The sequence below is a fragment of the Burkholderia sp. MSMB1078WGS genome (genome assembly GCF_001528895.1).
In the GTDB taxonomy this organism is placed as follows: domain Bacteria; phylum Pseudomonadota; class Gammaproteobacteria; order Burkholderiales; family Burkholderiaceae; genus Burkholderia.
In genome coordinates this window covers 106,278-131,435 of sequence record NZ_LPDI01000101.1, presented here as the reverse complement: position 1 = coordinate 131,435, position 25,158 = coordinate 106,278, and the positions used below count along the sequence as shown (strand labels likewise).

25 protein-coding genes are annotated in these 25,158 nt (G+C 68.8%); 6 read left to right on the top strand and 19 right to left on the bottom strand.

Going from position 1 to position 25,158, the window contains the following annotated elements; translation table 11 throughout:
• Positions 1-14 precede the first annotated feature (14 nt).
• The 6 genes from carB to gloB form a co-directional block, all read right to left on the bottom strand.
• A complete protein-coding gene (carB, locus tag WT24_RS27185; RefSeq protein WP_060036367.1) occupies positions 15-3,269 on the bottom strand; it encodes a carbamoyl-phosphate synthase large subunit in 3,255 nt (1,084 codons plus the stop codon).
• A 49-nt stretch (positions 3,270-3,318) separates the two neighbouring features.
• Positions 3,319-3,993 (bottom strand): leucine efflux protein LeuE, encoded by a 675-nt coding sequence (leuE, locus tag WT24_RS27180; protein WP_060036366.1) that lies wholly within the window; start codon positions 3,991-3,993, stop codon positions 3,319-3,321.
• 37 nt (positions 3,994-4,030) lie between these two features.
• On the bottom strand, positions 4,031-5,176 hold the full coding sequence (gene carA / locus WT24_RS27175) for a glutamine-hydrolyzing carbamoyl-phosphate synthase small subunit (protein WP_059501972.1): 1,146 nt from the start codon (positions 5,174-5,176) through the stop codon (positions 4,031-4,033).
• Positions 5,177-5,541: 365 nt separating this feature from the next.
• Positions 5,542-6,759 (bottom strand): nitrate/nitrite transporter, encoded by a 1,218-nt coding sequence (locus WT24_RS27170; RefSeq protein ID WP_082742299.1) that lies wholly within the window; start codon positions 6,757-6,759, stop codon positions 5,542-5,544.
• A gap of 159 nt (positions 6,760-6,918) precedes the next feature.
• Positions 6,919-8,505, bottom strand: coding sequence for a transglycosylase SLT domain-containing protein (locus tag WT24_RS27165; protein WP_060036365.1), 1,587 nt, complete (start codon positions 8,503-8,505; stop codon positions 6,919-6,921).
• A gap of 151 nt (positions 8,506-8,656) precedes the next feature.
• Positions 8,657-9,463: a hydroxyacylglutathione hydrolase gene (gene gloB, locus WT24_RS27160; protein WP_060036364.1), complete on the bottom strand. Its 807-nt coding sequence runs from the start codon at positions 9,461-9,463 to the stop codon at positions 8,657-8,659.
• An 18-nt stretch (positions 9,464-9,481) separates the two neighbouring features.
• Here gloB and WT24_RS27155 point away from each other — a divergent pair, with 18 nt between their 5' ends.
• The 3 genes from WT24_RS27155 to dnaQ are packed head-to-tail and all read left to right on the top strand — an operon-like array spanning position 9,482 to position 11,528.
• On the top strand, positions 9,482-10,294 hold the full coding sequence (locus WT24_RS27155; RefSeq protein ID WP_059501965.1) for a class I SAM-dependent methyltransferase: 813 nt from the start codon (positions 9,482-9,484) through the stop codon (positions 10,292-10,294).
• Positions 10,291-10,734 carry a ribonuclease HI gene (gene rnhA / locus WT24_RS27150; protein ID WP_059501963.1) on the top strand — a complete coding sequence of 148 codons (444 nt, stop codon included), beginning with the start codon at positions 10,291-10,293 and terminating at the stop codon, positions 10,732-10,734. The genes WT24_RS27155 and rnhA overlap by 4 nt, the downstream gene beginning before the upstream one ends.
• Positions 10,735-10,784: 50 nt before the next feature.
• Complete coding sequence (gene dnaQ, locus WT24_RS27145) at positions 10,785-11,528, top strand: DNA polymerase III subunit epsilon (protein ID WP_060036363.1); 744 nt, start codon at positions 10,785-10,787, stop codon at positions 11,526-11,528.
• A 34-nt stretch (positions 11,529-11,562) separates the two neighbouring features.
• Here dnaQ and WT24_RS27140 read toward each other — a convergent pair whose 3' ends face one another.
• The gene (locus WT24_RS27140) at positions 11,563-11,895 is read right to left on the bottom strand and encodes a YnfA family protein (RefSeq protein ID WP_011545077.1); all 333 of its coding nucleotides are present in this window, start codon (positions 11,893-11,895) and stop codon (positions 11,563-11,565) included.
• Positions 11,896-12,432: 537 nt separating this feature from the next.
• Here WT24_RS27140 and proP point away from each other — a divergent pair.
• Entirely contained in the window at positions 12,433-13,923 is a 1,491-nt protein-coding gene (proP, locus tag WT24_RS27135) for a glycine betaine/L-proline transporter ProP (protein WP_060036362.1), read from the top strand.
• A gap of 110 nt (positions 13,924-14,033) precedes the next feature.
• Here the strand turns inward: proP and WT24_RS27130 are convergent, their stop codons facing one another.
• Positions 14,034-14,231, bottom strand: a complete 198-nt coding sequence (locus WT24_RS27130) for a hypothetical protein (RefSeq protein WP_034207872.1) — start codon at positions 14,229-14,231, stop codon at positions 14,034-14,036.
• 175 nt (positions 14,232-14,406) lie between these two features.
• Complete coding sequence (locus WT24_RS27125; protein WP_059792394.1) at positions 14,407-15,036, bottom strand: glutathione S-transferase family protein; 630 nt, start codon at positions 15,034-15,036, stop codon at positions 14,407-14,409.
• A 171-nt stretch (positions 15,037-15,207) separates the two neighbouring features.
• Here WT24_RS27125 and WT24_RS27120 point away from each other — a divergent pair, with 171 nt between their 5' ends.
• Positions 15,208-16,425: a polyhydroxyalkanoate depolymerase gene (locus tag WT24_RS27120; RefSeq protein ID WP_060036361.1), complete on the top strand. Its 1,218-nt coding sequence runs from the start codon at positions 15,208-15,210 to the stop codon at positions 16,423-16,425.
• Positions 16,426-16,432: 7 nt separating this feature from the next.
• Here WT24_RS27120 and WT24_RS27115 read toward each other — a convergent pair whose 3' ends face one another.
• The 9 genes from WT24_RS27115 to mdcA all read right to left on the bottom strand — a co-directional run bounded on the left by WT24_RS27115 (position 16,433) and on the right by mdcA (position 23,968).
• Positions 16,433-17,080, bottom strand: coding sequence for a phosphoribosyltransferase (locus WT24_RS27115; protein WP_060036417.1), 648 nt, complete (start codon positions 17,078-17,080; stop codon positions 16,433-16,435).
• A 124-nt stretch (positions 17,081-17,204) separates the two neighbouring features.
• The gene (locus WT24_RS27110; RefSeq protein WP_059501953.1) at positions 17,205-17,726 is read right to left on the bottom strand and encodes a phospholipase D-like domain-containing protein; all 522 of its coding nucleotides are present in this window, start codon (positions 17,724-17,726) and stop codon (positions 17,205-17,207) included.
• 116 nt (positions 17,727-17,842) lie between these two features.
• Positions 17,843-18,775 carry an acyltransferase domain-containing protein gene (locus WT24_RS27105; protein ID WP_060036360.1) on the bottom strand — a complete coding sequence of 311 codons (933 nt, stop codon included), beginning with the start codon at positions 18,773-18,775 and terminating at the stop codon, positions 17,843-17,845.
• The gene (gene mdcB, locus WT24_RS27100) at positions 18,772-19,638 is read right to left on the bottom strand and encodes a triphosphoribosyl-dephospho-CoA synthase MdcB (RefSeq protein ID WP_060036359.1); all 867 of its coding nucleotides are present in this window, start codon (positions 19,636-19,638) and stop codon (positions 18,772-18,774) included. Before mdcB ends, WT24_RS27105 begins: the two co-directional genes overlap by 4 nt.
• Positions 19,635-20,303, bottom strand: a complete 669-nt coding sequence (mdcG, locus tag WT24_RS27095) for a malonate decarboxylase holo-[acyl-carrier-protein] synthase (protein ID WP_060036358.1) — start codon at positions 20,301-20,303, stop codon at positions 19,635-19,637. Before mdcG ends, mdcB begins: the two co-directional genes overlap by 4 nt.
• Entirely contained in the window at positions 20,290-20,997 is a 708-nt protein-coding gene (gene mdcE, locus WT24_RS27090; protein WP_059501942.1) for a biotin-independent malonate decarboxylase subunit gamma, read from the bottom strand. Before mdcE ends, mdcG begins: the two co-directional genes overlap by 14 nt.
• A gap of 79 nt (positions 20,998-21,076) precedes the next feature.
• A complete protein-coding gene (locus WT24_RS27085; RefSeq protein ID WP_059501940.1) occupies positions 21,077-22,000 on the bottom strand; it encodes a biotin-independent malonate decarboxylase subunit beta in 924 nt (307 codons plus the stop codon).
• Complete coding sequence (gene mdcC, locus WT24_RS27080; RefSeq protein ID WP_059792383.1) at positions 21,997-22,311, bottom strand: malonate decarboxylase acyl carrier protein; 315 nt, start codon at positions 22,309-22,311, stop codon at positions 21,997-21,999. The genes WT24_RS27085 and mdcC overlap by 4 nt, the downstream gene beginning before the upstream one ends.
• Positions 22,312-22,321: 10 nt before the next feature.
• Positions 22,322-23,968 carry a malonate decarboxylase subunit alpha gene (mdcA, locus tag WT24_RS27075; RefSeq protein ID WP_060036416.1) on the bottom strand — a complete coding sequence of 549 codons (1,647 nt, stop codon included), beginning with the start codon at positions 23,966-23,968 and terminating at the stop codon, positions 22,322-22,324.
• On the opposite strand from mdcA, the gene WT24_RS34695 reads away from it, so the two are divergent.
• Positions 23,967-24,392, top strand: coding sequence for a hypothetical protein (locus WT24_RS34695; protein WP_156441872.1), 426 nt, complete (start codon positions 23,967-23,969; stop codon positions 24,390-24,392). The genes mdcA and WT24_RS34695 overlap by 2 nt on opposite strands.
• On the opposite strand, the gene madM is transcribed toward WT24_RS34695, so the two are convergent.
• On the bottom strand, positions 24,389-25,156 hold the full coding sequence (gene madM, locus WT24_RS27070) for a malonate transporter subunit MadM (protein ID WP_059501937.1): 768 nt from the start codon (positions 25,154-25,156) through the stop codon (positions 24,389-24,391). The genes WT24_RS34695 and madM overlap by 4 nt on opposite strands.
• Positions 25,157-25,158: the final 2 nt, after the last annotated feature.

Below are 25,158 nucleotides of genomic sequence, written 5' to 3'. Positions count from 1 at the left end.
AGGTAACTGACCGCTTAGTTTAGGCGAGCGTGAAGACCTTGTAAATCATAGACTTCCAGATCCTTCAGGTAGCGCAAGCCCTCGACGGCCGCGCGCGCGCCCGACATCGTCGTGTAGTACGTGACCTTGTGCGCCTGCGCGCTCATGCGGATCGAACGCGAATCGGCGATCGCCTGGCGCGTCTCGTCGACCGTCGTGAACACGAGTGCGATCTCGCCGTTCTTGATCATGTCGACGATGTGCGGACGGCCGTCCTTCACCTTGTTCACGACCTTCACCGGCACGCCGGCCGCTTCGATCGCGGCAGCCGTGCCCTTGGTCGCGACGATCGGGTAGCCGAGGTCGTGCAGCATGCGCGCGACTTCGACGGCCTTCGGCTTGTCGGCATCCATCACGGTCAGCAGCACCGTGCCCGACTCCGGCAGGCGCGAACCGGCCGCGAGCTGCGACTTGAACAGCGCTTCGCCGAACGTCCGGCCGACGCCCATCACTTCGCCGGTCGAACGCATTTCGGGCCCGAGGACCGGATCGACGGTCGGGAACTTGACGAACGGGAACACCGCTTCCTTCACGCTGAAGTACGGCGGCTCGACTTCCTTCGTCACGCCCTGCTGCGCGAGCTTCTGGCCGACCATCGCGCGCGCCGCGATCTTCGCGAGCGGCAGGCTGGTCGCCTTCGACACGTACGGCACCGTGCGCGACGCGCGCGGGTTCACTTCCAGCACGTAGATGATGTCCTGCTTCGAACCATCCGCCTGCGGCACCTGCTGGATCGCGAACTGCACGTTCATCAGGCCGACCACGTTCAGCGCCTTCGCCATCGCGCCCGTCTGGCGCTTCAGCTCGGCCACGGTCTCCTTCGACAGCGAATACGGCGGCAGCGAGCACGCCGAGTCGCCCGAGTGAACGCCCGCCTGCTCGATGTGCTCCATCACGCCGCCGATGAACACGGCTTCGCCGTCGCAGATGCAGTCGACGTCGCACTCGATCGCGTCGTTCAGGAAGCGGTCGAGCAGCACCGGCGAATCGTTCGACACCTTCACGGCCTCGCGCATGTAGCGCTCGAGGTCGCGCGGCTCGTGGACGATTTCCATCGCGCGGCCGCCGAGCACGTACGACGGACGCACGACCAGCGGATAGCCGATTTCGTCGGCCAGCGCGAGCGCTTCGTCTTCGGCGCGGGCGGTGCGGTTCGGCGGCTGGCGCAGGCCGAGGTCCTGCAGCAGCTTCTGGAAGCGTTCGCGGTCTTCGGCCGCGTCGATCATGTCCGGCGACGTGCCGACGATCGGCACGCCGTGCGCCTCGAGGTCGAGCGCGAGCTTCAGCGGCGTCTGGCCGCCGTACTGGACGATCACGCCGACCGGCTTTTCCTTGTCGACGATCTCGAGCACGTCCTCGAGCGTCAGCGGCTCGAAGTACAGGCGATCGGACGTGTCGTAGTCGGTCGACACCGTTTCCGGGTTGCAGTTGACCATGATCGTTTCATAGCCGTCCTCGCGCATCGCGAGCGCCGCGTGCACGCAGCAGTAGTCGAACTCGATGCCCTGGCCGATCCGGTTCGGGCCGCCGCCCAGCACCATGATCTTCTTGTTCGTGGTCGGCTGCGCCTCGCACTCTTCCTCGTAGGTCGAGTACATGTAGGCCGTCTTCGTCGCGAACTCGGCCGCGCACGTGTCGACGCGCTTGTAGACCGGGCGCACGTTCAGTTCCACGCGGCGCTTGCGGACGTCTTCCGGCGTCGCGCCAAGCAACTTCGCGAGGCGGCGGTCGGAGAAGCCGCTCTGCTTCAGGTAGCGCAGCTCGTCGAACGTCAGCGACGCGAGCGTGCGGCCCCCGAGCGCCTTTTCCTTCAGGATGATCTGCTCGATCTGCTCGAGGAACCACGGGTCGATCGCGGTTTCCGCGAAGATTTCCTCGGCCGTCATGCCGATGCGGAACGCATCGCCGACGTACCAGATGCGATCCGGGCCCGGCTCGTGGATCTCGATCGCGATCTCGTCGCGGTTGGTCGACTTCTCGTCGAGGCCGTCGACCCCGACTTCGAGGCCGCGCAGCGCCTTCTGGAACGATTCCTGGAACGTGCGGCCGATCGCCATCACTTCGCCGACCGACTTCATCTGCGTGGTCAGGCGCGAATCGGCTTCGCGGAACTTCTCGAACGCGAAACGCGGAATCTTCGTGACGACGTAGTCGATCGTCGGCTCGAACGACGCCGGCGTCTGGCCGCCGGTGATTTCGTTCTTCAGCTCGTCGAGCGTGTAGCCGACCGCCAGCTTCGCGGCGACCTTCGCGATCGGGAAGCCGGTTGCCTTCGACGCGAGCGCCGACGAACGCGACACGCGCGGGTTCATCTCGATGACGACCATGCGGCCGTCCCTCGGGTTGATCGAGAACTGCACGTTCGAGCCGCCCGTGTCGACGCCGATCTCGCGCAGCACCGCGAGCGATGCGTTACGCAGGATCTGGTACTCCTTGTCGGTGAGCGTCTGCGCGGGCGCGACCGTGATCGAGTCGCCGGTGTGCACGCCCATCGGGTCGAGGTTTTCGATCGAGCAGACGATGATGCAGTTGTCGGCGCGGTCGCGCACGACTTCCATCTCGTATTCCTTCCAGCCGAGCAGCGACTCTTCGATCAGCAGCTCGCGCGTGGGCGACAGGTCGAGACCGCGCTTGCAGATCTCTTCGAACTCTTCGCGGTTGTACGCGATGCCGCCGCCCGAGCCGCCGAGCGTGAACGACGGGCGGATCACGACCGGGTAGCCGCTGCCGCCCGTCTCCGCCATGATCTCGGCGTGCACCTTGGACGCTTCTTCCATCGAATGCGCGATACCCGACTTCGCGGAGCCGAGACCGATCTTGGTCATCGCTTCCTTGAACTTCTGGCGGTCTTCCGCCTTGTCGATCGCTTCCGGCGACGCGCCGATCAGCTCGACGCCGAACTTCTCGAGCACGCCGTGGTGGTGCAGGTCGAGTGCGCAGTTCAACGCGGTCTGGCCGCCCATCGTCGGCAGGATCGCGTCCGGGCGCTCCTTCTCGATGATGCGCGCGACGACTTCCCACGTGATCGGCTCGATGTAGGTCACGTCGGCCGTGTTCGGGTCGGTCATGATCGTCGCCGGGTTGCTGTTGACGAGAACGACCTTGTAGCCCTCCTCACGCAACGCCTTGCAAGCCTGCGCGCCCGAATAGTCGAACTCGCACGCCTGGCCGATGATGATCGGGCCGGCGCCGATGATGAGGATGCTCTTGATGTCTGTGCGTTTTGGCATGGCTTGTGAATTCAATAAGTAATCGTTGTCGTGGGTCGGCCGGCGGCGCTCAGCTCATGGTCGCGAGCGCAAGCTTCACCGAGAAACCGATGAACAGGCCGCCCACGCTGCTCGCCGCGCCTGCCGCGAGCTTGCGGCGGCGACGGAAGTGCTCGGCGAGCCGCGCCCCCGCGAAGATCAGCGTGCTCAGGTACAGGAAGCTCGCGCATTGCGCGATCGCCCCGAGCACGACGAACGACAGCGCGGGATGCGGGAATGCCGGGTCGACGAACTGGATGAAGAACGAGATGAAGAACAGGATCGCCTTCGGATTCAGCAGGCTCACGATCAGCGCCTTGCGTAACGGCCTGTCGAAAGACCGCTCGCCGTCGTCCGCCTGCGGCGCCTCGATCGGCGCGTCGTCGCTGCGCGCGCGCAGCTTGCTCCATGCGCTGCGCAGCATCCCCGTGCCGATGTACAGCAGGTACGCGGCGCCGCCGTACTTGACGACGGAAAACAGCAGCGGGTTCGCCTTCAGCAGCGACGCGACGCCCGCGGCGGACAGCACCATCAGCACGGTATCGCCGACGAACACGCCGCAGGCCGCGCGATAGCCGGCCTTCACGCCGCGCTGCGCGGCGAGCGACAGCACGTACATCGAGTTCGGCCCCGGCAGCAGGATGATGAAGATCACGCCGAACACGTAGGTCCAGATATCCGTGATGCCGAGTGCGTGGCCGAACATGATGCGAATCTCCCGTCCTTCGGTTGCGTCGATGACGTTAAGCGTTGCGCTGCTTCGCCGCGTCCATCAGCGCGGTGAAACGGTCGAACAGGTAGCCGATGTCGTGCGGGCCGGGCGACGCTTCCGGGTGACCCTGGAAGCAGAACGCCGGCTTGTCGGTCAGCTCGAAGCCCTGCAGCGTGCCGTCGAACAGCGATACGTGCGTCACGCGCGCATTGGCCGGCAGCGAATCGGCGTCGACCGCGAAGCCGTGGTTCTGCGACGTGATCACGACACGGCCGTCGCCGAGATCCTTCACCGGATGGTTCGCGCCGTGGTGGCCCGTTTTCATCTTGAGCGTCTTCGCGCCCACCGCGAGGCCCATGATCTGGTGGCCGAGGCAGATGCCGAAGGTCGGCACGCCGCGCTCGATGAATTCCTTCGTGGCCGCGATCGCGTAATCGCACGGCTCCGGATCGCCGGGGCCGTTCGACAGGAACACGCCGTCCGGATTCAGCGCGAGCGCATCGGCCGCGCTCGCCTGGGCCGGCAGCACCGTCACGTGGCAGCCGCGCTCCGCGAGCATGCGCAGAATGTTGTACTTGACGCCGAAGTCGTACGCGACGACGCGATACTTCGGCGCTTCCTGCATGCCGTAGCCGCCTTCGAGACGCCACTCCGTCTGCTTCCACTCGAACGGCTTCGCGGTCGACACGACCTTCGCGAGATCCATGCCGGCGAGGCCCTCGAACGAGCGCGCGAGCTCGATCGCCTTCGCTGCGTCGTCGGAACCCGTCAGGATGCAGCCGCTCTGCGCGCCCTTGTCGCGCAGGATGCGGGTCAGCTTGCGGGTGTCGATGCCGGCAATCGCGACGACGCCTTCGTCGCGCAGGTAGTCGCCGAGCGTGCGGTCCATGCGGAAGTTCGATGCGAGCGTCGGCAGATCGCGGATGATCAGGCCGGCGGCATGGACTTTCGTGGCTTCGACGTCTTCGGCGTTCACGCCGACGTTGCCGATATGCGGATAGGTGAGCGTGACGATCTGGCGCGAGTAGCTCGGATCAGTCAGGATTTCCTGATAGCCGGTGATCGCGGTATTGAACACGACTTCGCCGATCGTATGGCCTTCGGCCCCGATCGAATAACCACGAAAGACCGTGCCGTCGGCGAGTGCAAGCAAGGCGGGAGAAAAAGACGGCAACACGGGAGGCTCCTTGGGGAACACCCTGCTGCCGACCTGTTTACCCTGCCGCGCGAGCGCCGCGCTGCGTGGGCGCGCGCGGTCGCTAGCTGGACGCGGCCTGCGTTGTCGAGACGCGAACCCGGCGCATGGCGCACGAGGCTTCGCGGCATCGCCCGACAGGCGGCGTGCGGCGGATGAACGGGATGTATGAGGTAGGCGCTAGGGTGCGAGGTTGATCAGCACAAACTTTCAAATTATAGCCTGAAAATGGGCCTATCTTCAATTGATATGGCCGTCCGATCGAGGTTGCGCCGCGCCCCGCGGCGCCGCGCGACGTGCTGCGGCCCCGTTTCCGGGGCTGCCCTACCCGCCAGCGTACCGCCGGATCAGTGCGCTTGGCCAGTGCCGCGCGCGGGCCACGCGTACCAGACCGCACTCGCGAGCTGCAGCGCGAGCAGCACGCCCCAGGCGGTGAAGTGCGCAGCCGCCGGATAACGGCCGTCGACCGCCGGCCAGTGCGACAGCACGGCGCCGACGCCGATCTGGAACGCGAAGATCAGCAGGAAGATCACGAGCGTGAGCGTCGTGTTCGCGCGGCCGATCAGATGGGCGGGAAAATGGCCGGCCATCACCGCGTAGGTCAGGATGCCCACGCCGCCGAACATGCCGTAGGCGGCCCACAGCAGGGCCGGCGGCAACGGCACGCGCGCGACGATCGCGAGTTGCGTCGCGACGAACAGCGCCATGCCGATACCGCACGTTGCGTAGACCGACACGCCGCGCCGCTCGAGCACGCGCGCCGCCGCGCCGAAGCCGACGCAGCCGGCCATCATCGCGAAGCCGAGCACCGACACGAGGCGCGCGGCATGCGGCGCATCGAACCCGCCGACATCGCGCAGATACGGGCCGACCCACAGCGATTGCATCGCATAGAACACGCCCTGCGTGACGACGGAAAACGACGCGATCTTCCAGAACGCGCGGCTGCTCAGGATGTGCCACGTGCCCTTGAACTGGCTGACGAGCCCGCCCTGATGGCGTGCCTGCTGCGCGTCGGGCGCGCCGACACCGATCGACGCCGCCACGACCACCGTCAGCGCCGCGAGGCCGAAACAGATCGTGCGCCAGCTCGTCCAGCCGAGCAGCCAGGTCAGCGGCGAGCCGACCATTACGCCGCCGAGGCCGCCCACGGCCATCACGAGGCCGTTGACGAGCGGCAGCCGGCCGACCGGAAAATGCTGCGCGAGCGCCTTGAACGCCGCGCCGAGACACACCGACACGCCGACGCCGATCAGCAGGCGGCCGACCATCATCGTGCCGATGCCGTGCGCCGCGCCGAACACGGCCGCGCCGGCCGCCGCGAACAGCAGCATGCCGGCCGTCACGCGGCGCGGGCCGAAGTGGTCGAGCATCACGCCGGCCGGAATCTGCGCCCCGGCGAAGCCGAGGAAATAGAGGCTGGTGAGCAGGCCGAGATCGGCGGCCGACAGCCCGAGCTCATGCGTGACGAACGGCGCGAAGCCCAGATTGACGCCGCGAAACACGTACGACACGAAATACCCGACCGAAAACAGCGCGAGCACCCTCACCTGCACCGACGACATCGCTTCCCCTTGTCATATGAAGACGCACGACGCCACGCTGCCGCGCCGCGCACAAACGAAAACGCCGTCACCTCGGTGACGGCGTTTCGTCGAATTCGTCGGATGATAGCGCAATCGTGCGGGCCTTACCGGCCGCCACGCTGCGCGCACCCGCCGCGCTTACTTCTTCTTGCCCTTGTGCGCGGTGGTCTTGGCCGGCGCGGCTTTCGCGGCAGCGGCTTTCGCGGGAGCGGCCTTCGCCGGCTTCGCCGACGACTTGGCGGCGCCGCGCTTGCCGTGCGACTTGCCGCCCACCGCCAGGCTCGCGCGCTCGATGTGCGCACCGCCCGTCGACGTCGCGATCCGCTCCGGGCCGGGTTCCGCCGGCACCGCACGGCCGACCGGCACGTGCAGCACGAGCGCCTGGCCCGGCATCGCGAGATCGCGGTGCGTACGGTTCCACGCCTTCAACTGACCGACCGACACGCCGTAGCGGCCGGCGATCGCCGCCATCGACTGCTTGCGGCGCACGCGGATCAGCATCTTGCGCGTATCGGGTACGTCCGGCTCCATTGCGAGCGCGCCGTTTTCGGCGACGTCGGCGCTGATGTCCTCGTCGTCGTCGTCGCCGCGCGGCACGACGATCGTCGAGCCCGGCTTCAGGCGCATGCCGGCTGGAATCTTGTTGACCGACATCAGCGTATCGGCGTCGACGCCGATCTTCTCGGCGATCGCGGCCGGGCGTGCACGCTCGCTGACCGTGTAGGTGGTCCACGACGACAGCTGGCCGCTGTAGGCTTTCAGGCTCTTCTCGAACGCGGACGCGTTGTCGAACGGCAGCAGGATCTGCGGCTCGGTCGCGCCGAGGATCACCGGTTTCGAGAACGACGGGTTCAGCGAGCGGAACTCGTCGAGCGGCAGGTTCGCGAGCTTCGCGGCCACCGCCACGTCGATGTCGCGCGACGTCGTGACCGTCACGAAATACGGGTGGTTCGGGATGTCGGGCAGCGTCAGGCCGTACTGCTGCGGGCTCGCGATGATGTTCTTCACCGCCTGCAGCTTCGGCACGTAGTTACGCGTCTCGTTCGGCATCCGCAGGCTCTGGTAGTCGGTCGGCAGGCCGGCCGCCTGGTTGCGCGCGATCGCGCGCTGCACGTTGCCTTCGCCCCAGTTGTACGCGGCCAGCGCCAGATACCAGTCGCCGAACATGTCGTGCAGGCGGGACAGGTAGTCGAGCGCGGCGCTCGTCGAGGCGAGCACGTCACGGCGCTCGTCCTGCCACATGTTGCGCTTCAGGTTGTACGTGCGGCCGGTGCCGGGCATGAACTGCCACATGCCGGCCGCTTTCGCGACCGACAGCGCCTGCGGGTTGTACGCGGACTCGATGAACGGCAGCAGCGCGAGCTCGGTCGGCATGTGACGCGCCTCGAGCTCCTCGACGATGTGATACAGGTACTTCTGCGAGCGCTCGGTCATGCGTTGCACGTAATCGGGCCGCTGCGTGTACCAGGTCGTCTGCATGTCGACGAGATCGCTCTGCAGGTCGGGCATCTGGAAGCCGCGGCGGATGCGCGCCCAGAGATCGGAGTCTGCACTGGTCAAGTCGCCGACGGATTGCTTGTCGACGTCGACAGTTTCTTTGGCGGTGGCTGATTTACGGAGGTAGTTGGACGTCGCCTGCGAATCGGCGGCGTTGTTGGCGACAGGGGGCTGGCTCGCACACGCGGCGAGTAGTAGCACCACCATCGCACTCAATATAAGTCGCATGAAAATCTCGGCTTCCGACGGCTGGAAATTGCAGGCGATACTACGGAAGTGCGTGCTTCACGTCAATAAAAACACCGAAAACTCAGCGAAATCCTACATTTGGAGCAATTTTTACAGACACCGCTTGAGCTTTGGAGTCCTCCGGAAAACGTCATCGAAACCGGTTTTTCCATTCGCGCATCAGCGTGAACGCCGCCAGACGATCCGTCACCGTTTCGTGCAGCTCGGCCTCGAGCGTCGCACGGATCGCCGCGCTGTCCGCCCGCATGAACGGGTTAACGGCACGCTCGTGAGCGATCGTAGTGGGCAGCGTGGGCACGCCGCGCGCACGCAGCGCCTGCGCGTCGTCGCGCCACGCGGCGAGTGCCGCATTGCCGGGCTCGCACGCGAGCGCGAAGCGGATGTTCGACAGCGTGTATTCGTGTGCACAATGCACGCGGGTGTCGCCCGGCAGTGCCGCAAGCGCATCGAGCGACGCGAGCATCTGCGCGGGCGTGCCTTCGAACAGGCGGCCGCAGCCGCACGAGAACAGCGTGTCGCCGCAAAACACGTGCGGCACCGCATTGCCCTGCCCGACCCGCTGGAAATACGCAATATGGCCGCGCGTATGACCCGGCACGTCGAGCACGTCGAATGCGACGGCCAGTGCGTCGAGCGTCACGCGATCGCCGCCCGAGAGCGGCCGCGTGACCACGTCGATCGCCTCGGCCGCGGGGCCGTAAACGGCGAGCGGAGCATCGGCCGGTTGGCTATTGCGCAGCGCCTCGACACCGCCGACGTGGTCGGCGTGGTGGTGCGTGAGTAAAATAGCGGACAACCGCCAGCCTCGTTCGGCAAGAACCCGGCGTACGGGCGCGGCTTCACCCGGGTCGACGGCGATCGCATCGCGGCCGTCCGAGACGAGCCAGATATAGTTGTCTTCGAATGCCGGAACCGGCACGTATTCCAGCTCGTTCATGGGCGCGCAATCATCGTTATGTCTGACCGTCAAATTATAGACTGGCCCGCCTGGACCGACTCGCCGCCCGGCCGCTACGTGCTGGGCTGGGAACAGGCGCAGCTCGACCGGATCGTGTCCGACGTCTTCGGCTTCCACGCGCTGCAGCTCGGCTTGCCGCAGCTCGACGCGCTGCGCGAGAACCGCATGCCGTGTCGCGGCCTGGTGCTCGACCCGGCGAGCGGCGCGAGCGCGCCGTATCAGTATCCGCGGGCGCGCGAAGCGCACACGGCGGCCCACGCACCTGCCGATCGCAGCACGATCTGGTGCGACCTGCTCGACCTGCCGTTCGAGTCGCAGAGCGTCGACCTGATCGTGATGCCGCACACGCTCGAATTCACGTCCGATCCGCACCGCCTGCTGCGCGAGGCCGAGCGTGTGCTGATGCCGGAAGGCCAGCTCGTGATCACCGGCTTCAACTCGCTCAGCCTGTGGGGCATGCGGCAGTCGTTCGGGCGCATGGCGAACCGCCCGTTCGTGCCGGCCACGCGCGACCAGATCGCGTTCATCCGGCTCAAGGACTGGATCAAGCTGCTCGGCTTCGACCTCGAACGCGGCCGCTTCGGCTGCTACCGGCCGCCGCTCGCCACCGACCAGTGGCTGGCCCGCTACGGCTTCATGGAGGCCGCCGGCGACCGCTGGTGGCCGATCTTCGGCGCCGTCTACATGGTGACGGCCGTCAAGCGCGTGCGCGGCATGCGTCTCGTCGGCCCGATCAGGATGAAGAAGCCCGTGCTCGCACCGGGCCTGACGCCGGCGGCCTCCCCGACCACCCATCAAGAACGTTCATGACAACCGACACCATCGACATCTATACCGACGGCGCCTGCAAGGGCAACCCCGGCCCCGGCGGCTGGGGCGCGCTGCTGCGCTACGGCGCCCAAGAAAAGGAACTGTTCGGCGGCGAGCCGAACACGACCAACAACCGCATGGAGCTGATGGGCGTGATCGCCGCGCTCGAGGCGCTCAAGCGGCCGTGCCGGGTAATCGTGCATACCGACTCGCAATACGTGCAGAAAGGCATCAGCGAGTGGATCCACGGGTGGAAGAAGAAAGGCTGGGTCACCGCGGCGAAGACGCCCGTGAAGAACGCCGACCTGTGGAAGCGGCTCGACGCGCTCGTCGTGCAGCACGACGTCGAATGGCGTTGGGTGAAGGGCCACGCGGGCCACCCCGAAAACGAACGCGCCGACGCGCTCGCGAATCGCGGCGTCGAATCGCTCGCGGCCTGAATCCGGGCCACCCCCCTCTCTTTCCCGATTTATCCGCCGATTTATCCGACATGCGCCAGATCATTCTCGATACCGAAACCACCGGCCTGAACGCCCGCACGGGCGACCGCCTGATCGAAATCGGCTGCGTCGAGCTGCTGAACCGACGGCTCACCGGCAACAATCTCCACATCTATGTGAACCCCGAGCGCGACAGCGATCCGGGCGCACTGGCCGTGCACGGCCTCACGACCGAGTTCCTCAGCGACAAGCCGAAGTTCGCGGAAGTCGTCGACCAGATCCGCGACTTCGTGAAGGGCGCCGAGCTGATCATCCACAACGCGCCGTTCGACCTTGGCTTCCTCGACGCCGAATTCGCGCGGCTCGGCCTGCCGCCGTTCACCGAGCATTGCGGCGGCGTGATCGACACGCTGGTGCAGGCCAAGCAGATGTTCCCCGGCAAGCGCAATTCGCTCGACGCGCTGTGCGACCGCTTCGGCATCAGCAACGCGCACCGCACGCTGCACGGCGCACTGCTCGACTCGGAGCTGCTCGCCGAGGTGTATCTCGCGATGACGCGCGGCCAGGACAGCCTCGTGATCGACATGCTCGACGACACGGGCGCCGACGGCGGCACCGCGAACGGCCAGCGCGTGTCGCTCGCCGCGCTCGACCTGCCGGTCATCGCGGCAAGCGACGACGAGTTGGCCGCGCACCAGACGCAGCTCGACGAACTCGACAAGTCGGTCAAGGGCGCCTGCGTGTGGCGCCAGTCCGCCGACACGGAAGCAGCGGACGCCGCCCAGGCCGCCTGACGCGGCACCCACCCCGCCGCGCGTGCGGCCGCGCCTACGCGCGCGGCTGCAGCGCGATCACCGCCATCCCGCCGAGCGCGAGCACCGCGCCGGCCACGTCCCAGCGGGTCAGCGCGACGCCGTCGACCACCCGCAGCCAGATCAGCGCCACCGCGATATACACGCCGCCGTACGCGGCATAAGTGCGCCCCGCCGCGCTCGGGTGCAGCGTCAGCAGCCACGCGAACAGCGCGAGCGACAGGGCGGCCGGCACCAGCAGCCACGCCGGGCGCCCGGCCTTCAGCACGAGCCACGGCAGATAGCAGCCGACGATTTCGGCCAGCGCAGTAGCGGCGAACAGCGCCGCGATCCTCATCAGTTCGGTCATCCGGTTCCTCGCGAATTCAGCCCCGTCGCGACGGGCGGCGCGGCCGCGCCGCGCGCCGCCGATCATACCCGAGCGGGCCGCGCCGGATCCCCCGCCAGACGGGCGACTCCGGTCAATTTGCACGATCGTCCGTCATCGTGCTATCATGTTGCCTGTTTCAACATTCAATCTCTTTCTTTTCGATTTTGAGAGAAGTCCGTCCGCCCGCTGCGGGCCGGTGCCTCGATCGAAATTGCATCCACAGGAAAGCCCGCCCGACAGGCCCGCTTTTCTCGTTTCGCTGCCCCTCCGGGGCGTTGCCGGAACGCCGGACCACCGTCCGCACCGGCATCTGCCGCCTGCATCACGCGGCCCTTTCTTCATGAGCGCACTGTCGCGACGGCCCATCGGGCCCGCGTCGAAGCAGCCCCTTGGCCCTTTGCTGCGCCTTGCGCAGTCAGTGCTTGATGGTCTGCCCCGACGCGCAGCACACGACCCCGCGCTCGCCGGCAAACCGTGTCGGACGGCCTGCCCGTTCCGGCGCTGTCAAAGGAGTGCATGACCTTGACCGCAACACACGTCAGCCCGACCGCTGTCTCTTCCCCCGCTTCGTCGTCCGCCGAAGCCCCGCTCGCCGTGGACGACATCACCGTCGTCGACCAGAGCCTGCTCAAGCGCGCCGTCAGCGCGATGGCCATCGGCAATGCGATGGAATGGTTCGACTTCGGCGTCTACAGCTATATCGCCGTCACGCTCGGCAAGGTGTTCTTCCCGTCCAGCAGCCCGTCCGCGCAGTTGCTCGCCACCTTCGGCACGTTCGCGGCCGCGTTCCTCGTGCGCCCGCTCGGCGGCATGGTCTTCGGCCCGCTCGGCGACCGCATCGGCCGCCAGCGCGTGCTCGCCGCCACGATGATCATGATGGCCGTCGGCACCTTCGCGATCGGCCTGATCCCGAGCTATGCGTCCATCGGCATCATGGCGCCCGTGCTGCTGCTCGTCGCCCGCCTGGTGCAAGGCTTCTCGACCGGCGGCGAGTACGGCGGCGCCGCCACCTTCATCGCCGAGTTCTCGACCGACAAGCGCCGCGGCTTCATGGGCAGCTTCCTCGAATTCGGCACGCTGATCGGCTATGTGCTGGGCGCGGGCGTCGTCGCGCTGCTCACCGCGTCGCTGTCGCAGGAGGCGCTGCTGTCGTGGGGCTGGCGCGTGCCGTTCCTGATCGCCGGCCCGCTCGGCCTGATCGGTCTCTACATCCGGATGAAGCTCGAGGAAACGCCCGCGTTCAAGCGCCAGGCCGAAGAGCGCGAAGCGCAGGACAAGGCCGTGCCGAAGGCGCGCTTTCGCGAAACGCTGCTGCGCAACTGGCGTGCGCTGCTGCTGTGCGTCGGCCTCGTGCTGATCTTCAACGTGACCGACTACATGGTGCTGTCGTACTTGCCGAGCTTCATGTCGTCGACGCTGCATTTCGACGAATCGCACAGCCTCGTGCTGGTGCTGATCGTGATGGTGCTGATGATGCCGATGACGCTGTACGCCGGCCGCCTGTCGGACAAGGTCGGCCGCAAGCCGGTGATGCTCGCCGGCTGCGTCGGCCTGCTGGTGCTGTCGATCCCGTCGCTGATGCTGATCCATGCGGGCACCACGGCGTCGGTGTTCGGCGGCCTGCTGATCCTCGGCGTGCTGCTGTCGTGCTTCACCGGCGTGATGCCGTCGGCGCTGCCCGCGCTGTTCCCGACCGAGATCCGTTACGGCGCGCTCGCGATCGGCTTCAACGTGTCGGTGTCGCTGTTCGGCGGCACGACGCCGCTCGTCACCGCGTGGCTCGTCGACGTGACGCACAACCTGATGATGCCCGCGTACTACATGATGGGCGCCGCGCTGATCGGCGTCGTGTCGGTCGTCGCGCTCGCCGAAACCGCGCGCCAGCCGCTGAAGGGCTCGCCGCCGGCCGTCGCGACGCGCCACGAAGCGCACCAGCTCGCGCGCCAGTTGCGCGAGGAGAACGACGAGGCGGACATCTACGGCATCGCGACGCCCGCACGCGCATGAGCGTCACCCAATGAAAAAGCCCCGGCCGAAGCCGGGGCCCGATCGAACCCGATCCGCCCGACCGGCTTGCGCCGGCCGGGCTTTTTTTCATTCGCGCGCCGCGAACGTGCTCATGCGTGCGCTTCGCAGTGACGGCAGAAGATCAGCGCGCGCGAGCGCGACACGGCCGCCTGCGCGCCGCGCGCCGCGACGATCAGCCCGACCTGGCCGAGATTGAAATCGCGCTCGACCATCAGCTGCGCCAGCGCGGCAAGCGGCAACACGACGGACGGGTGGTACAGACTCGATTCGATCAGGGCTTTCATCATCGGCTCCATCTGGCAACGCGTAATTCGATGGAGTGGATTCTAGGGATCGGTCGCCTCCGGATAAACAGCGCGAATGCGAAGTCACTTGTCAGCCGCCGAGAACAATCGGCCGCGACTGGCCGGACAAGGGCCGGCGGCGTTCAACGTCGTTATGCGACGGCCCGGCGCGCGAATCCTAGACGAGCGGCGTTTCGACGAAGGCCGGCAGCGCTTCCGCCCGCGCGGAATGCTCGGCGAGCGCCGGATAACGGGCCGGATCGATCCGCGCGAGCACCGGGTAATCGGCGGCCATGAATTGCGTGAAACGCCACGCCACCGCCACCGTCACGTCGGACTGCAGCAGCCGCGCGCCGCCGAACCAGCCGTTGGTGGCCGCGACCAGCGGCTCCAGTGCGCCGTATGCGGCTTCGAGCTGGCTCAGCACGCGCTCGACCCACGGTTCGTGCTGCTTGTCCGACGGCCGCAGCGCCTGCTCGTAGACGACCTGCACGGTTTTCTCGGCGGCGGCCAGCGCGAACCCGATCGGCACCAGCGCGCGCAGCCGGGCATCGACGGCGTCGGGCAGCAGGCGCCGCTCCGGCGCGGCCAGGTGGTCGAGATAGTCGACGATCAGCGACGAATCGATCAGCGTCGCGCCGCCGTCGGTCACGAGCGTCGGCGCCTTGACGACCGGGTTGATCGTCCTGAATTGCTCGACATGACGAAACACCGAGATCGACTCGTGTTCGAACGGCAGGTCGAGCAGCTTCGCCGAAATGGCGACACGGCGCACGAACGGGGAATCCAGCATGCCGATCAGCTTCATCGCAAACGCTCCGCTTCGAGGAAATGGGACCGACGACTGTAGCAGCGTCGCGCGGCAGTGCCTAGCGTGCCGTTCGCTCGACACGCATCGGCCGGCCGCGCATCGGGCTCGCGTTGCCCGTCCACAGTGACCATAATGCAGGTTCACGCTCCTTCCGCCCCAGGGTCCGCCATGTGGTATGCCGTCGTCGAGCAGCAGCGGGAATGGATGCGCGCATGGCGCGCGGCGACGCGATACGCGTTCGATGCGTGGCCCGCGGCGTCGCTGCCGCATGCCGCGTCGTCGTGCTACGACGACCTGTTCGAACCGCTGCTCGGGCCGCAGGCCGCGCCGCCGGGCTTCGACCTCGCGTGGCCGGACGTCGGCGAGCAAGTCGTCGAGCACACGCCGTTTTGCGATTTGCGGCGCTTCGCGCACGCCGATGCGCGCCGCACGGTATTGCTGTGCGCGCCGCTCGTCGGGCACGCGGCCGTGATGATGCGGGAAACCGCCGAAACGCTGCTCGCCGATGGCGACGTCTGCGTGACCGACTGGCGCAATGCGCGCGACGTGCCGCTCGCGGCAGGCCGTTTCGGGCTCGACGAGTACGTCGCGATGCTCGACGGCTTCGTCGGCACCCTCCAGCGCGACGATCGGCCGCTGCACGTCGTCGCCGTGTGCCAGGCGACCGTCCCGGCGCTCGGCGCACTCGCGCTGCGTGCCGCGCGCGGCCTCGCGCCGCCCGCCAGTATCACGCTGATCGGCGGCCCGCTCGACGCGCGGCTGAACCCCAGCGCGCTTGGCGCCGCAGCCGCCGCCCATTCGCTCGACTGGTGCCGGCGCCACCTGATCGACATCGTGCCGCCCGGCTTCGCGGGGCACGGCCGCGCCGTGTTCCCGACCTATCTGCAACAGGGCGAGATCGCGCTCCTGTATCCGCAACGCTTTCTGACGCTGATCGAAGCCTACGCGCTGGCGGCGTCGCGTTTCGACATGAACGGGCTTGCCGACGCCCGGCGGGCGCTGCACGAATACACGGCGCTGCTCGACATGCCGGCCGACTATTTTCTCGACACGATCGACGTCGTGTTCCAGCGCATGCTGCTCGCGACCGGCGCGTGGCGCGTGCGCGGCCGGCGCGTCGAACCCGCCGCGCTGCGCGACGTCATGCTGCTGACCGTCGAAGGCGCCCGCGACGCGGTCACGGGCGCCGGGCAGACGCATGCGGCGCTCGGCCTGTGCAGCGGCCTGTCGGCCGACGAGCGTCATCGCGTCGACATCGACGATTGCGATCACTACGGGCTGTTTACGGGGCCACGCTGGCACGGCAACGTCCATCCGGCGCTGCAGCGCGTGTTCGCGCTGGCGGAAGCCGGCCGAGCGCGCCCGCGCCGGAGCCGTCGGACGTGACGCCGCGTCAGGGGCGCGCCGCGTCGAGCAGCGCACGCACCTCGTCGTCGCTCGTCTGCTCGAAGCGCACGTAGAACTGGCTGATCCCGAAGAACCGCAGCGGCTGCGACACCGTGACGAACGCGTCGGCCAGGCCGTCGAACGCGTGCGCCGCACCCGCCGGCGCGACCGGCACCGCCGCGACGATGCGCGCCGGGTGGCGCTCGCGCAGCGCCTGCAGCGCGACGCGCATCGACGCGCCGGTCGCGACGCCGTCGTCGACGACGATCGCAATGCGTCCGTCCACCGCCTGCGGCGGCACCGCGCCGCGATACAGCGCTTCGCGGCGCTGCAGTTCGGCCGTCTCGCGCGCGATCACGTCGGCGAGTTGCGTATCGGATACGTCCATCGCGCGGATCACCGAACGTTGCAGATGGGTCGCGCCGCCCGTCGCGATCGCGCCCATCGCGAACTCGGGGTCGGACGGCACGCCGAGCTTGCGCACGACCAGCACGTCGAGCGGCGCGTGCAGCGCGCACGCGACCGGATACGCGACGGGCACGCCGCCGCGCGGTAACGCGAGCACGACCACATCGCTTCGCCCCGCGTATTCGCGCAACGCGTCCGCCAGTTGGCGGCCGGCATCGGCGCGATCGGCAAAACTGCTTTCGGTCACGATCGACTCCCTGCCGTTGCGCCGGGTGCGCACAACCCGCGCCGGCGCCTGTCAACGAGGATGGTTCATCGCTCGCGCCGATGCAAGCAGGGTCATACCGGCGCGCGATGCGCCGCGGAAAGGGTCAGAGGCCGCCGGCCTGCCGGTACAGCCGCCAGAACGACTGCGCGTAGGACTGTGCGAGTTCGGGCGCGCGCCGGAACACGTTCACCGTGTCGGCGTGCTCGGCCGCACCGTCGGACAGGGTCGTCAACGCGACGCTGTCGTCGACGATCGCGAAGCGCGACGCGGGGCCGCCGTGCCGGGAATCGATCGCGACGTCGATGCCCGCGGATTTCAGATAGCCGGCGCCGCTGTACCGGCCCGCACGCGGCGGGCGCACCAGCACGACGCGCACTTCGATCCCGCGCGCGCGGGCCGAGCGCAGCGCGCTCGCGACAGCCGGCGGCACCTGCGTATAGCCGGCCAGCAGCACGCGGCGCTGCGCCTGTTCGATCAGATCGACGGTCGCGTCGGCCGCCGCGCTGTCATACGAAAAGTACGTGCCGACCGATGCGGCGTCGGACGGAATGTGGCTGGCGTGGACGCTCGTCGCGCAGCAGAACGCGGCGAGAAAGAAGGCGGCTGGTCTCATGGCGGGCGCCATTGTAGCGACGCCAATTCGCGTGGCAAGGGGGCGGCTGCGACGCTGCTGCGCCGGCGCAACACACGGTGCGAAACAGGTGCCCGGCGGCGGGTTTCAGCCGGGTTTCAACCCGCCGATCAGCCGGCCGCGACGCGCGCGAGCCAGCTCGTCACGCCTTCGACGGAACGGAAATCCGCGAGGCTGCGTGCCGGCAGCGCAGGATACGCGCCGGCGGCCATCTCGGCCAGCGCGCGTCCGGGGCCGAGTTCGAGAAACGCGGTTGCGCCGGCCTCCACGCACGCGGCGAGACAGGCCGCCCACTCGACCGGCTCGTCGATCTGCCGCGCGAGTTTGTCGAGGCCCGTGTCGACATCGAGCACCGACGCGCCGTCGATCCCCGAAAACAGCCGCGTGCCGGGCACCGGCCGGCGCACGGGCGTCGCGGCCAGCGTCGCGCGGAATGCGGGTACGGCCGCCGCGAGCCGGCGTGTGTGCGACGCGATCCGCACGCAGACGGGCGCGACGCGTAGCGCGCCGGCGCGCGTCGCGTCGTCGGCCACGGCATCGACGTCGGCGCGTCGCCCCGCGACCACGAACGCATCGCCGGGATTCGCGATCGCGATGGCCGCGTCGCGACCGTCGCATAGCTGCGCGAGTTGCGGGCGCGTCAGACCGCGCACGAACACCATCCGCTCGTCGCCGCCGCTCGCGGCATCCATCTCGCGGGCCCGCGCGGCGGCCAGATCGAGCGCATCGCGCGGGTCGATCATCCCCGCGACGCTCCACGAGCCGACCTCGCCGACGCTGTAGCCCGCGACGCAGCGCCGGCGCGGCCACACCGCATCGAGCAGCGCCGCCGCCGCGAGCGCCTGGACCGTGCAGAGAATCTGAGCAGCGCGGTTTTCCGACAGCGCGTCGGGCCCGGCGTGCCGGACCCACGCACGTGGATCGTCGCCGAGCAGGCGGCCCGCATGCACGAACAGTGCGTCGGCCTGCGGCGCCGAACCGGTCAGGTCGAACATGTCGGCGCGTTGCGCGCCCTGCCCCGAGCACAGGATGGCCAGCGTCATCGCGCGTCCCCTTCGGCTTCGAGCGCATCGACGAATACGCTCATCGCGAGCAGGTCGGCCGCGCCGCCCGGGCTCAGCCGGCGCGCGACGAACGCACGATGCGCGGCCGCCGCGCGCAGCCGCCAGTCGCACGCCCGCACACCGCCGCGCGCGACGAACGCGCGGGCGGTCGCGCGGGCGAAATCGAGGCCGCCCTGCCCGCCCCGATGCAGAAGATTCGTGTCGTCGAGCACGGCGATCAGCGCGAAGCACGCGGCGACCCGCGCGGCTTCCGGATCGTCCGGCAGGTCGCGCCGTGCGCGGCGCAGCGCGGGCAGCCCGACCGCGTACACGGACGGGAAGCCCTCGGCCGCCTCGCGACGCGCTCCGCCGACACCGTAGCGGCGGCTGGCGCGCTCGCCATGGCTGTCCGGCAAACGCGGGCCGCCGAGGATCTCGGCGCCCCAGCGACCGGCCACGAACGCACCGAGCGTGGTGCCATCCGGCATCGCGTCCGGCCGCGCACGCCGGCCGGCGGCCGCGCACAGCAGCCCGAGCCCGAAGATCGCGCCGCGATGCGTGTTGACGCCGCCGGTCACGGCGAGCATCGCGTGTTCGGCACGCAGGCCGATCTTGCGCAGCACGGCGATGTCCGCGTCGCGCGCGCCCGCGTCGGCGAGTTCCGCGAAATACGGCCGCAGCACGGCCGCGCTGCGCGCGAACGTCGCCGCGTCCATGTCCGCGTGACTGCCGGTGTCGACGTGACTGACGAGGCCCGGCTTCGGATAGGTCTCGATCTCGAGCACGAGGCTGCGCTCGGCCAGCGCGGCGATGCGCTCGGCATCGGACGGCGCCGCCAGGCGGCAGGCACCCCGTGCGCTCATCGCGTACCTCCGGCAAATGCATCGGCGCGCATCAGCTCGACGGCCAGCGCGGTCTTCACCGCGACTTCGGGCAACCGCGCGTGCAGTTCGCGCCAGTTGACGCCCGCGCCGTCGTCGCGCAGCAGTTCGCCGTCGATGCGCATCGGCGCGCGCGCGTCGATCGCCGCGAGACCGTCGAGCAACGGCGCGAGCGATGCGGGATCGGGCAGCGGGAATACGATGTCGAGATCGGATGAGGCGCTCAGGTAAGGCTCCCCCGTCAGCGCCTGCCATGCGAGGCTGCCGAACACGCGGCCCTGCACGCCGCAGCGCGCGCCGAGCGCATCGAGATCGCGCAACGGCGCCTGCCATGCGGCGGGCGCGGCGGCGCGCACGTCCGTCAACGTCGGCAGCGGACCGACCGTCGCGAGCGCATCGGCGGCCACGTTCAGCGCGATGCGCCGCTTGCCCGCCGACGGCGGCAGCGGCAGACCGAGCGGCACGCGGCCGGCATCGGCTTCATCCGGCGACGCGCGACGCACGATCAGCGGCCAGCCGCGTGCGGCCCATGCGCGTACGAGCGGGTCGCCCGCGAGCGCGGGGTCGCGGGCAAATGCCGCGCCCCACCCGGCCGCCGTCAGCGTGACCAGCGTGTGGCGGCGCAGCGGCAGCTCAGCGGGCGGCACGCGCGAGTGCCTCGACGCGGGCGGCGACGTCGGTCGCGACCGGCCGGCCGCGCGCCGCGCGCCGGTCGATGCGCTCGGCCGGCTTGCCGAGCCATTCGCCGACCTGCGCGTCGAGCGCGCGGGACGGATCGAGCACGGCGTCGACGGCGCCCATCTTCACGAGATTGTCGAGCCCCGGCGCGAACACCGGTGTCGAACGCGCCATCTCCTTCAGCACGTCGATCGGCAGCTTGGTCACGCGCGACATCGACGGCAGATCCATCACCTCCGGCTCGGCGCCCGGCACGGCGAGCAGCGTGCGCGTCGCGAGCGCGGTCGCGATGAACGCGCCGGCGGCCGTGTGGCCGTACAGCACGCCGATCGTCCGGTGCCCGGCAAGATCCGCGTGCATCAGGCACTTCGCGAGATGCGACAGCCCTTCGTTCAGGCCGAGCAATTCGTCGCGCTTGCTCATCCGCTGGCTGTCGCTGTCGACCAGCACGAGGATCGGCGTGTCGCCGCCGCGCGCGACCGTATCGAGCACGTGCGACGCGAGCGTCAGCGCCTCGTCGATGCCGAACGGCAAGCGCTCGGCAACGCCGATCACGTCAACGCGCACGCCGGCCAGTTCCGCGTGGCCCGTCAGCAAGCCGCCGTTGCGCGCAATCGCATGGCCCGCGGGAAACAGCGCGTTCAGTACTTCATCGAGCGTCATGCTGCCTCCCGACGGGCCGCGCCAACGGAGGCAGGCGCCCCTTCGGGGGGCAGCGAACGAAGTGAGCGTGGGGGTCGTTTCATTTCTGCTCCTGTAACTGGTCGGCGAGCGTGGCGAATTCGTCGTCGGGCATGCCGGGAATCGCTTCCGGCCGATCCGCGCCGAGCATGCGCCACACGTCGAGCGCATCCTGGCAGGCGCCGAACCGCTCGACCCGTGCTTCGAGGCGCGCCTGCTCCGCGCGCAGCATCGCCGCATCGAACGCCGGCGCTCGGTCGATCAGCTCGAGCGCGGCCGCGCGGAACGCGTCCGGCGTATCGGCCACGTAACGATCGGCGCCGCCGATCAGCCGCCGGTGCTTGCCGCCCATCGTGCGCCAGATCAGCGCGCGATCCTTCGAGTCGAATTCCTCGACGCCGCGATTGGTCTCGATCACTTCGGGGCCCGACACGCTGATGCGCCCCTGCTCGGACACCGCGAGCGCCGAACAGCACGCGGCGAGCAACCCGCCGCCGCCGTAGCAGCCCGCCCGCCCGCCGATCAGCCCGATCACGGGCACGCCGGCCGCACGCGCTTCGACGAGCGCGCGCATGATCTCGGCGATCGCGAGCTCGCCCGCGTTCGCTTCCTGCAGCCGCACGCCGCCCGTATCGAACAGGATCAGCACCGGCTTGCCGACTTCGCGCGCGGCGCGCAGCAACCCGACGAGCTTCGCGCCGTGCACTTCGCCGAACGCACCGCCCATGAAGCGGCCCTCCTGCGCGGCGACCAACACCGGCCGGCCGTCGAGCCGGCCGTGGCCGACCACCATCCCGTCGTCGAACTGCTGCGGCAGATCGAACAGCGGCAGGTGCGGGCTCGTCACGCGCTCGGCCGGCCCCAGGAATTCGCCGAAGCTGCCTGCGTCGAGCAGCCCGTCGATACGCTGCCGCGCCGACGCTTCGTACCAGCTCGCCGCGTTCGCGACGAACGCCGGCGCGTCGTGAATCACGTCGCTCATCATGCGTCTCCCTCGATCGCGCGCACGGCCTGCGCGAGCCGCAGCGACACCATGTCGGGGCGCGCGCCGCCGTCGTTGATCGACAGCCTCAGGCCGCCCGGCGTGCGCCGTTCGACGAAATCCGACACGACCGCCTGCCAGACCGCGCCGAAACCGACGGCCGCGGTGCGGATGTCGATCTCGCATTCGTTGCCGGGCAGCACGCGCTCGACCAGCACCTCGAGGTTGCCGGACGCGACCACGCCGACGAGCGCCGCGGGCTGCTCGCCCTTCGCGCGTTCGCGCGCGGTGAAGCGATAGTTCAACTGTTCCATGCCCTCTTCCTCACCAGTTGCGGAACCGGGCCGGCGGCGCATAGAGCCCGCCCGACCAGTGCACGAGATCCTTGATCGAACGCGCGGCAAGCCAGCGGCGGTCGGCGTCGAGCGGATCGATGCCGAGATCTTCCGGGCGGCGGATCACGCCGCGCTCGCGCAGCCGCTCGACCAGCTTCCGGTCGCGGCCGCGGCCGACGTCCGTATAGCCGGCGACGCCGCGGATCGCGTGCTCGCGTTCGTCCTTGTCGCGGCACATCAGCAGGTTCGCGATCCCTTCCTCGGTGACGATGTGCGTGACGTCGTCGCCATACACCATGATCGGCGCGAGGTCGAGCTGCAGCTTGTCGGCGAGCTTCAGCGCGTCGAGCTTCTCGACGAACATCGGCACGTTCTTGTCGCCGAACGTCTCGCCGATCTGCACGACCAGCTTGCGGCCACGCCGCAGCGCGGCCGGCGTGTCGGGGTCGGCTTGCGCGCCGGCCTTCAGCCACGGCTCGCTCGGATGGCGGCGGCCGCGCGCGTCGCTGCCCATGTTCGGCGCGCCGCCGAAGCCGGCGATCCGCTCGGCCGTGACCGTCGACGAATGGCCTGCCAGGTCGATCTGCAACGTCGAGCCGATGAACATGTCGCATGCATAGAGGCCGGCCGTCTGGCAGAACGCGCGGTTCGAGCGCAGCGAACCGTCGGGGCCCGTGAACCACACGTCGGAGCGCGCACGGATGTAGTCGTCCATCCCGACTTCGGAGCCGAAGCAGTGGATCTGCTCGACCCAACCCGATTCGATCGCGGGAATCAGCGTCGGGTGCGGATTGAGCGCCCAGTGCGTGCAGACCTTGCCCTTCAGCCCGAGCTTCTCGCCGTAGGTCGGCAGCAGCAGCTCGATCGCGGCCGTGTTGAAGCCGATCCCGTGATTCAGGCGGCGAATGCCGTAGGGCTCGTAGATGCCCTTGATCGCGAGCATCGCGGTCAGGATCTGCGTTTCGGTGATCGCGGCCGGATCGCGCGTAAACAGCGGCTCGACGTAGAACGGCCGGCCGGCCTCGACGACGAAATGCACGCGATCGCCCGGGATGTCGACGCGCGGCACCTTGTCGACGATGCGGTCGACCTGCGCGATCACGATGCCGTCCTTGAACGCGGTGGCCTCGACGACGGTCGGCGTGTCCTCCGTGTTCGGGCCGGTATACAGGTTACCGTCGGCATCGGCGCTCACGGCCGCGATCAGCGCGACCTGCGGCGTGAGGTCGATGAAGTAGCGGGCGAACAGTTCGAGATACGTATGCACCGCGCCGAGCGCGATCTTGCCGCCGAACAGCAGCTTCGCAATGCGCTGCGACTGCGGGCCCGAATACGCGAAGTCGAGACGCTTCGCGATCCCGCGCTCGAACACGTCGAGATGCTCGGGCAGCACGACGCCCGACTGCACCATGTGCAGGCCGTGGATCTTCGCGCTGTCGACGTCGGCGAGCGCGGTGGCGAGCAGATCGGCCTGCTTCTGGTTGTCGCCTTCGAGGCAGACGCGGTCGCCGGGCCGCAGCACCGCTTCGAGCAACGCGACGGCGTCGCGCGCATCGACCCGCTTGCCCTGCGCGTAGGCCGCACCGGCCGCGAGGCGTGCATCGCGCGCCTGCCGCGCGTGATTCCATCCCGTCATGAACAGTTCTCCGCTTCGATGGTTCAGCGGCATTCTAAGCCTGGCGCCGCCGCCGATTGATGATGATGCAGAATGCGACTCAGAGGGCGCCGCGATGGATGCGGCCCGCGCGCGGGTCGCATCCATCGCCCTAGGGCCTGTTCACGCTAATAACGGGCTTGCGAACGTGCCTTTCCGCCCGCAGGGCAAGGAGAAAGGAGGCGCAATAGCCGTAGCTATTGCAACGACGAACGACGCCGCCATGCGGGCGGAAAGGCACGTTCCCCTGTTTGGAAAAAATTCGTTCGCGGGGCTGGCCCCCAGAAGGGCCGAGCGCCGCGTCACGCTCCTCGCGAATACGTCGAGTATTCGCTTCGTCGCAATCCTTGCGCTCGGCCCTTCTGGGAGCCAGCGCAAGCCCGTTATTAGCGTGAACAGGCCCTAGGCACCGACCAGCGCGCGCGTCGTGAAGAACAGCAGCGAAGGCCCGAGCAGGCAGCCGACGCCGGTATGGAACGTCGCGACCAGCGCGCCGTACGGAACGAGCCGGCGGTCGGTCGCGGCGAGCCCCGCGCTCACGCCGCTGACGGTGCCGGCCAGCCCGCCGAAGATCATCGCGGAGCGCGGCGTCTTCAGGCCCATGAAGTTGGCCGCAACCGGCGTGCCGACCATCACGATGATCGCCTTGACGAGCCCCGTCGCGATGCTGAGCGCGATCACGTCGGAGCTCGCGCCGATCGCCGCACCCGTGACGGGCCCGACGATGTAGGTGACGGCGCCCGCGCCGATGGTCGTCATGCTGACCGCATCGGTATAGCCGAACGCGCGCGCGACGCACGCGCCGACGATGAACGGCAGCACGGTGCCGAGCAGCAGCGACACGACGCCGACGAGCCCGGCCTTGCGCGCCTCGGCCGGCTGCACTTCGAACGCGGTCGCGACGATCGCGAAATCGCGCAGCATCGCGCCGCCCATCAGGCCGATGCCGGCGAACAGCTTGACGTCGGCCAATCCCTTCTCGCCGCCGGTGAATGCGCCGCCGACGTACGCGAGCACGAGACCGATGACGATCGCGATCGCCGAGCCGTGCACGCGGCCGAACGTGAGCTTGCGCGACGCGATCGACGACAGCCACATGATCAGGCCGACCAGCGCGAACGACGCGACGAGCCCGTTGTGGGCGACGGTTTTTTCGAGCATCTGCAGCATGG

What these genes read in the sequence shown, in the direction of transcription:
- WT24_RS27105 (WP_060036360.1), bottom strand. Translation starts at nt 18,775, where the DNA reads ATGACGCTGGCCATCCTGTGCTCGGGGCAGGGCGCGCAACGCGCCGAC.
- WT24_RS27125 (WP_059792394.1), bottom strand. Translation starts at nt 15,036, where the DNA reads ATGAAGCTGATCGGCATGCTGGATTCCCCGTTCGTGCGCCGTGTCGCC.
- WT24_RS27110 (WP_059501953.1), bottom strand. Translation starts at nt 17,726, where the DNA reads ATGGCGCCCGCCATGAGACCAGCCGCCTTCTTTCTCGCCGCGTTCTGC.
- madM (WP_059501937.1), bottom strand. Translation starts at nt 25,156, where the DNA reads ATGCTGCAGATGCTCGAAAAAACCGTCGCCCACAACGGGCTCGTCGCG.
- leuE (WP_060036366.1), bottom strand. Translation starts at nt 3,993, where the DNA reads ATGTTCGGCCACGCACTCGGCATCACGGATATCTGGACCTACGTGTTC.
- WT24_RS34695 (WP_156441872.1), top strand. Translation starts at nt 23,967, where the DNA reads ATGAACAGTTCTCCGCTTCGATGGTTCAGCGGCATTCTAAGCCTGGCG.
- WT24_RS27155 (WP_059501965.1), top strand. Translation starts at nt 9,482, where the DNA reads ATGTCTGACCGTCAAATTATAGACTGGCCCGCCTGGACCGACTCGCCG.
- WT24_RS27140 (WP_011545077.1), bottom strand. Translation starts at nt 11,895, where the DNA reads ATGACCGAACTGATGAGGATCGCGGCGCTGTTCGCCGCTACTGCGCTG.
- carB (WP_060036367.1), bottom strand. Translation starts at nt 3,269, where the DNA reads ATGCCAAAACGCACAGACATCAAGAGCATCCTCATCATCGGCGCCGGC.
- mdcB (WP_060036359.1), bottom strand. Translation starts at nt 19,638, where the DNA reads ATGAGCGCACGGGGTGCCTGCCGCCTGGCGGCGCCGTCCGATGCCGAG.
- mdcC (WP_059792383.1), bottom strand. Translation starts at nt 22,311, where the DNA reads ATGGAACAGTTGAACTATCGCTTCACCGCGCGCGAACGCGCGAAGGGC.
- mdcE (WP_059501942.1), bottom strand. Translation starts at nt 20,997, where the DNA reads ATGACGCTCGATGAAGTACTGAACGCGCTGTTTCCCGCGGGCCATGCG.
- dnaQ (WP_060036363.1), top strand. Translation starts at nt 10,785, where the DNA reads ATGCGCCAGATCATTCTCGATACCGAAACCACCGGCCTGAACGCCCGC.
- WT24_RS27120 (WP_060036361.1), top strand. Translation starts at nt 15,208, where the DNA reads ATGTGGTATGCCGTCGTCGAGCAGCAGCGGGAATGGATGCGCGCATGG.
- WT24_RS27170 (WP_082742299.1), bottom strand. Translation starts at nt 6,759, where the DNA reads ATGTCGTCGGTGCAGGTGAGGGTGCTCGCGCTGTTTTCGGTCGGGTAT.
- gloB (WP_060036364.1), bottom strand. Translation starts at nt 9,463, where the DNA reads ATGAACGAGCTGGAATACGTGCCGGTTCCGGCATTCGAAGACAACTAT.
- proP (WP_060036362.1), top strand. Translation starts at nt 12,433, where the DNA reads ATGACCTTGACCGCAACACACGTCAGCCCGACCGCTGTCTCTTCCCCC.
- WT24_RS27130 (WP_034207872.1), bottom strand. Translation starts at nt 14,231, where the DNA reads ATGATGAAAGCCCTGATCGAATCGAGTCTGTACCACCCGTCCGTCGTG.
- rnhA (WP_059501963.1), top strand. Translation starts at nt 10,291, where the DNA reads ATGACAACCGACACCATCGACATCTATACCGACGGCGCCTGCAAGGGC.
- WT24_RS27085 (WP_059501940.1), bottom strand. Translation starts at nt 22,000, where the DNA reads ATGATGAGCGACGTGATTCACGACGCGCCGGCGTTCGTCGCGAACGCG.
- WT24_RS27165 (WP_060036365.1), bottom strand. Translation starts at nt 8,505, where the DNA reads ATGCGACTTATATTGAGTGCGATGGTGGTGCTACTACTCGCCGCGTGT.
- mdcA (WP_060036416.1), bottom strand. Translation starts at nt 23,968, where the DNA reads ATGACGGGATGGAATCACGCGCGGCAGGCGCGCGATGCACGCCTCGCG.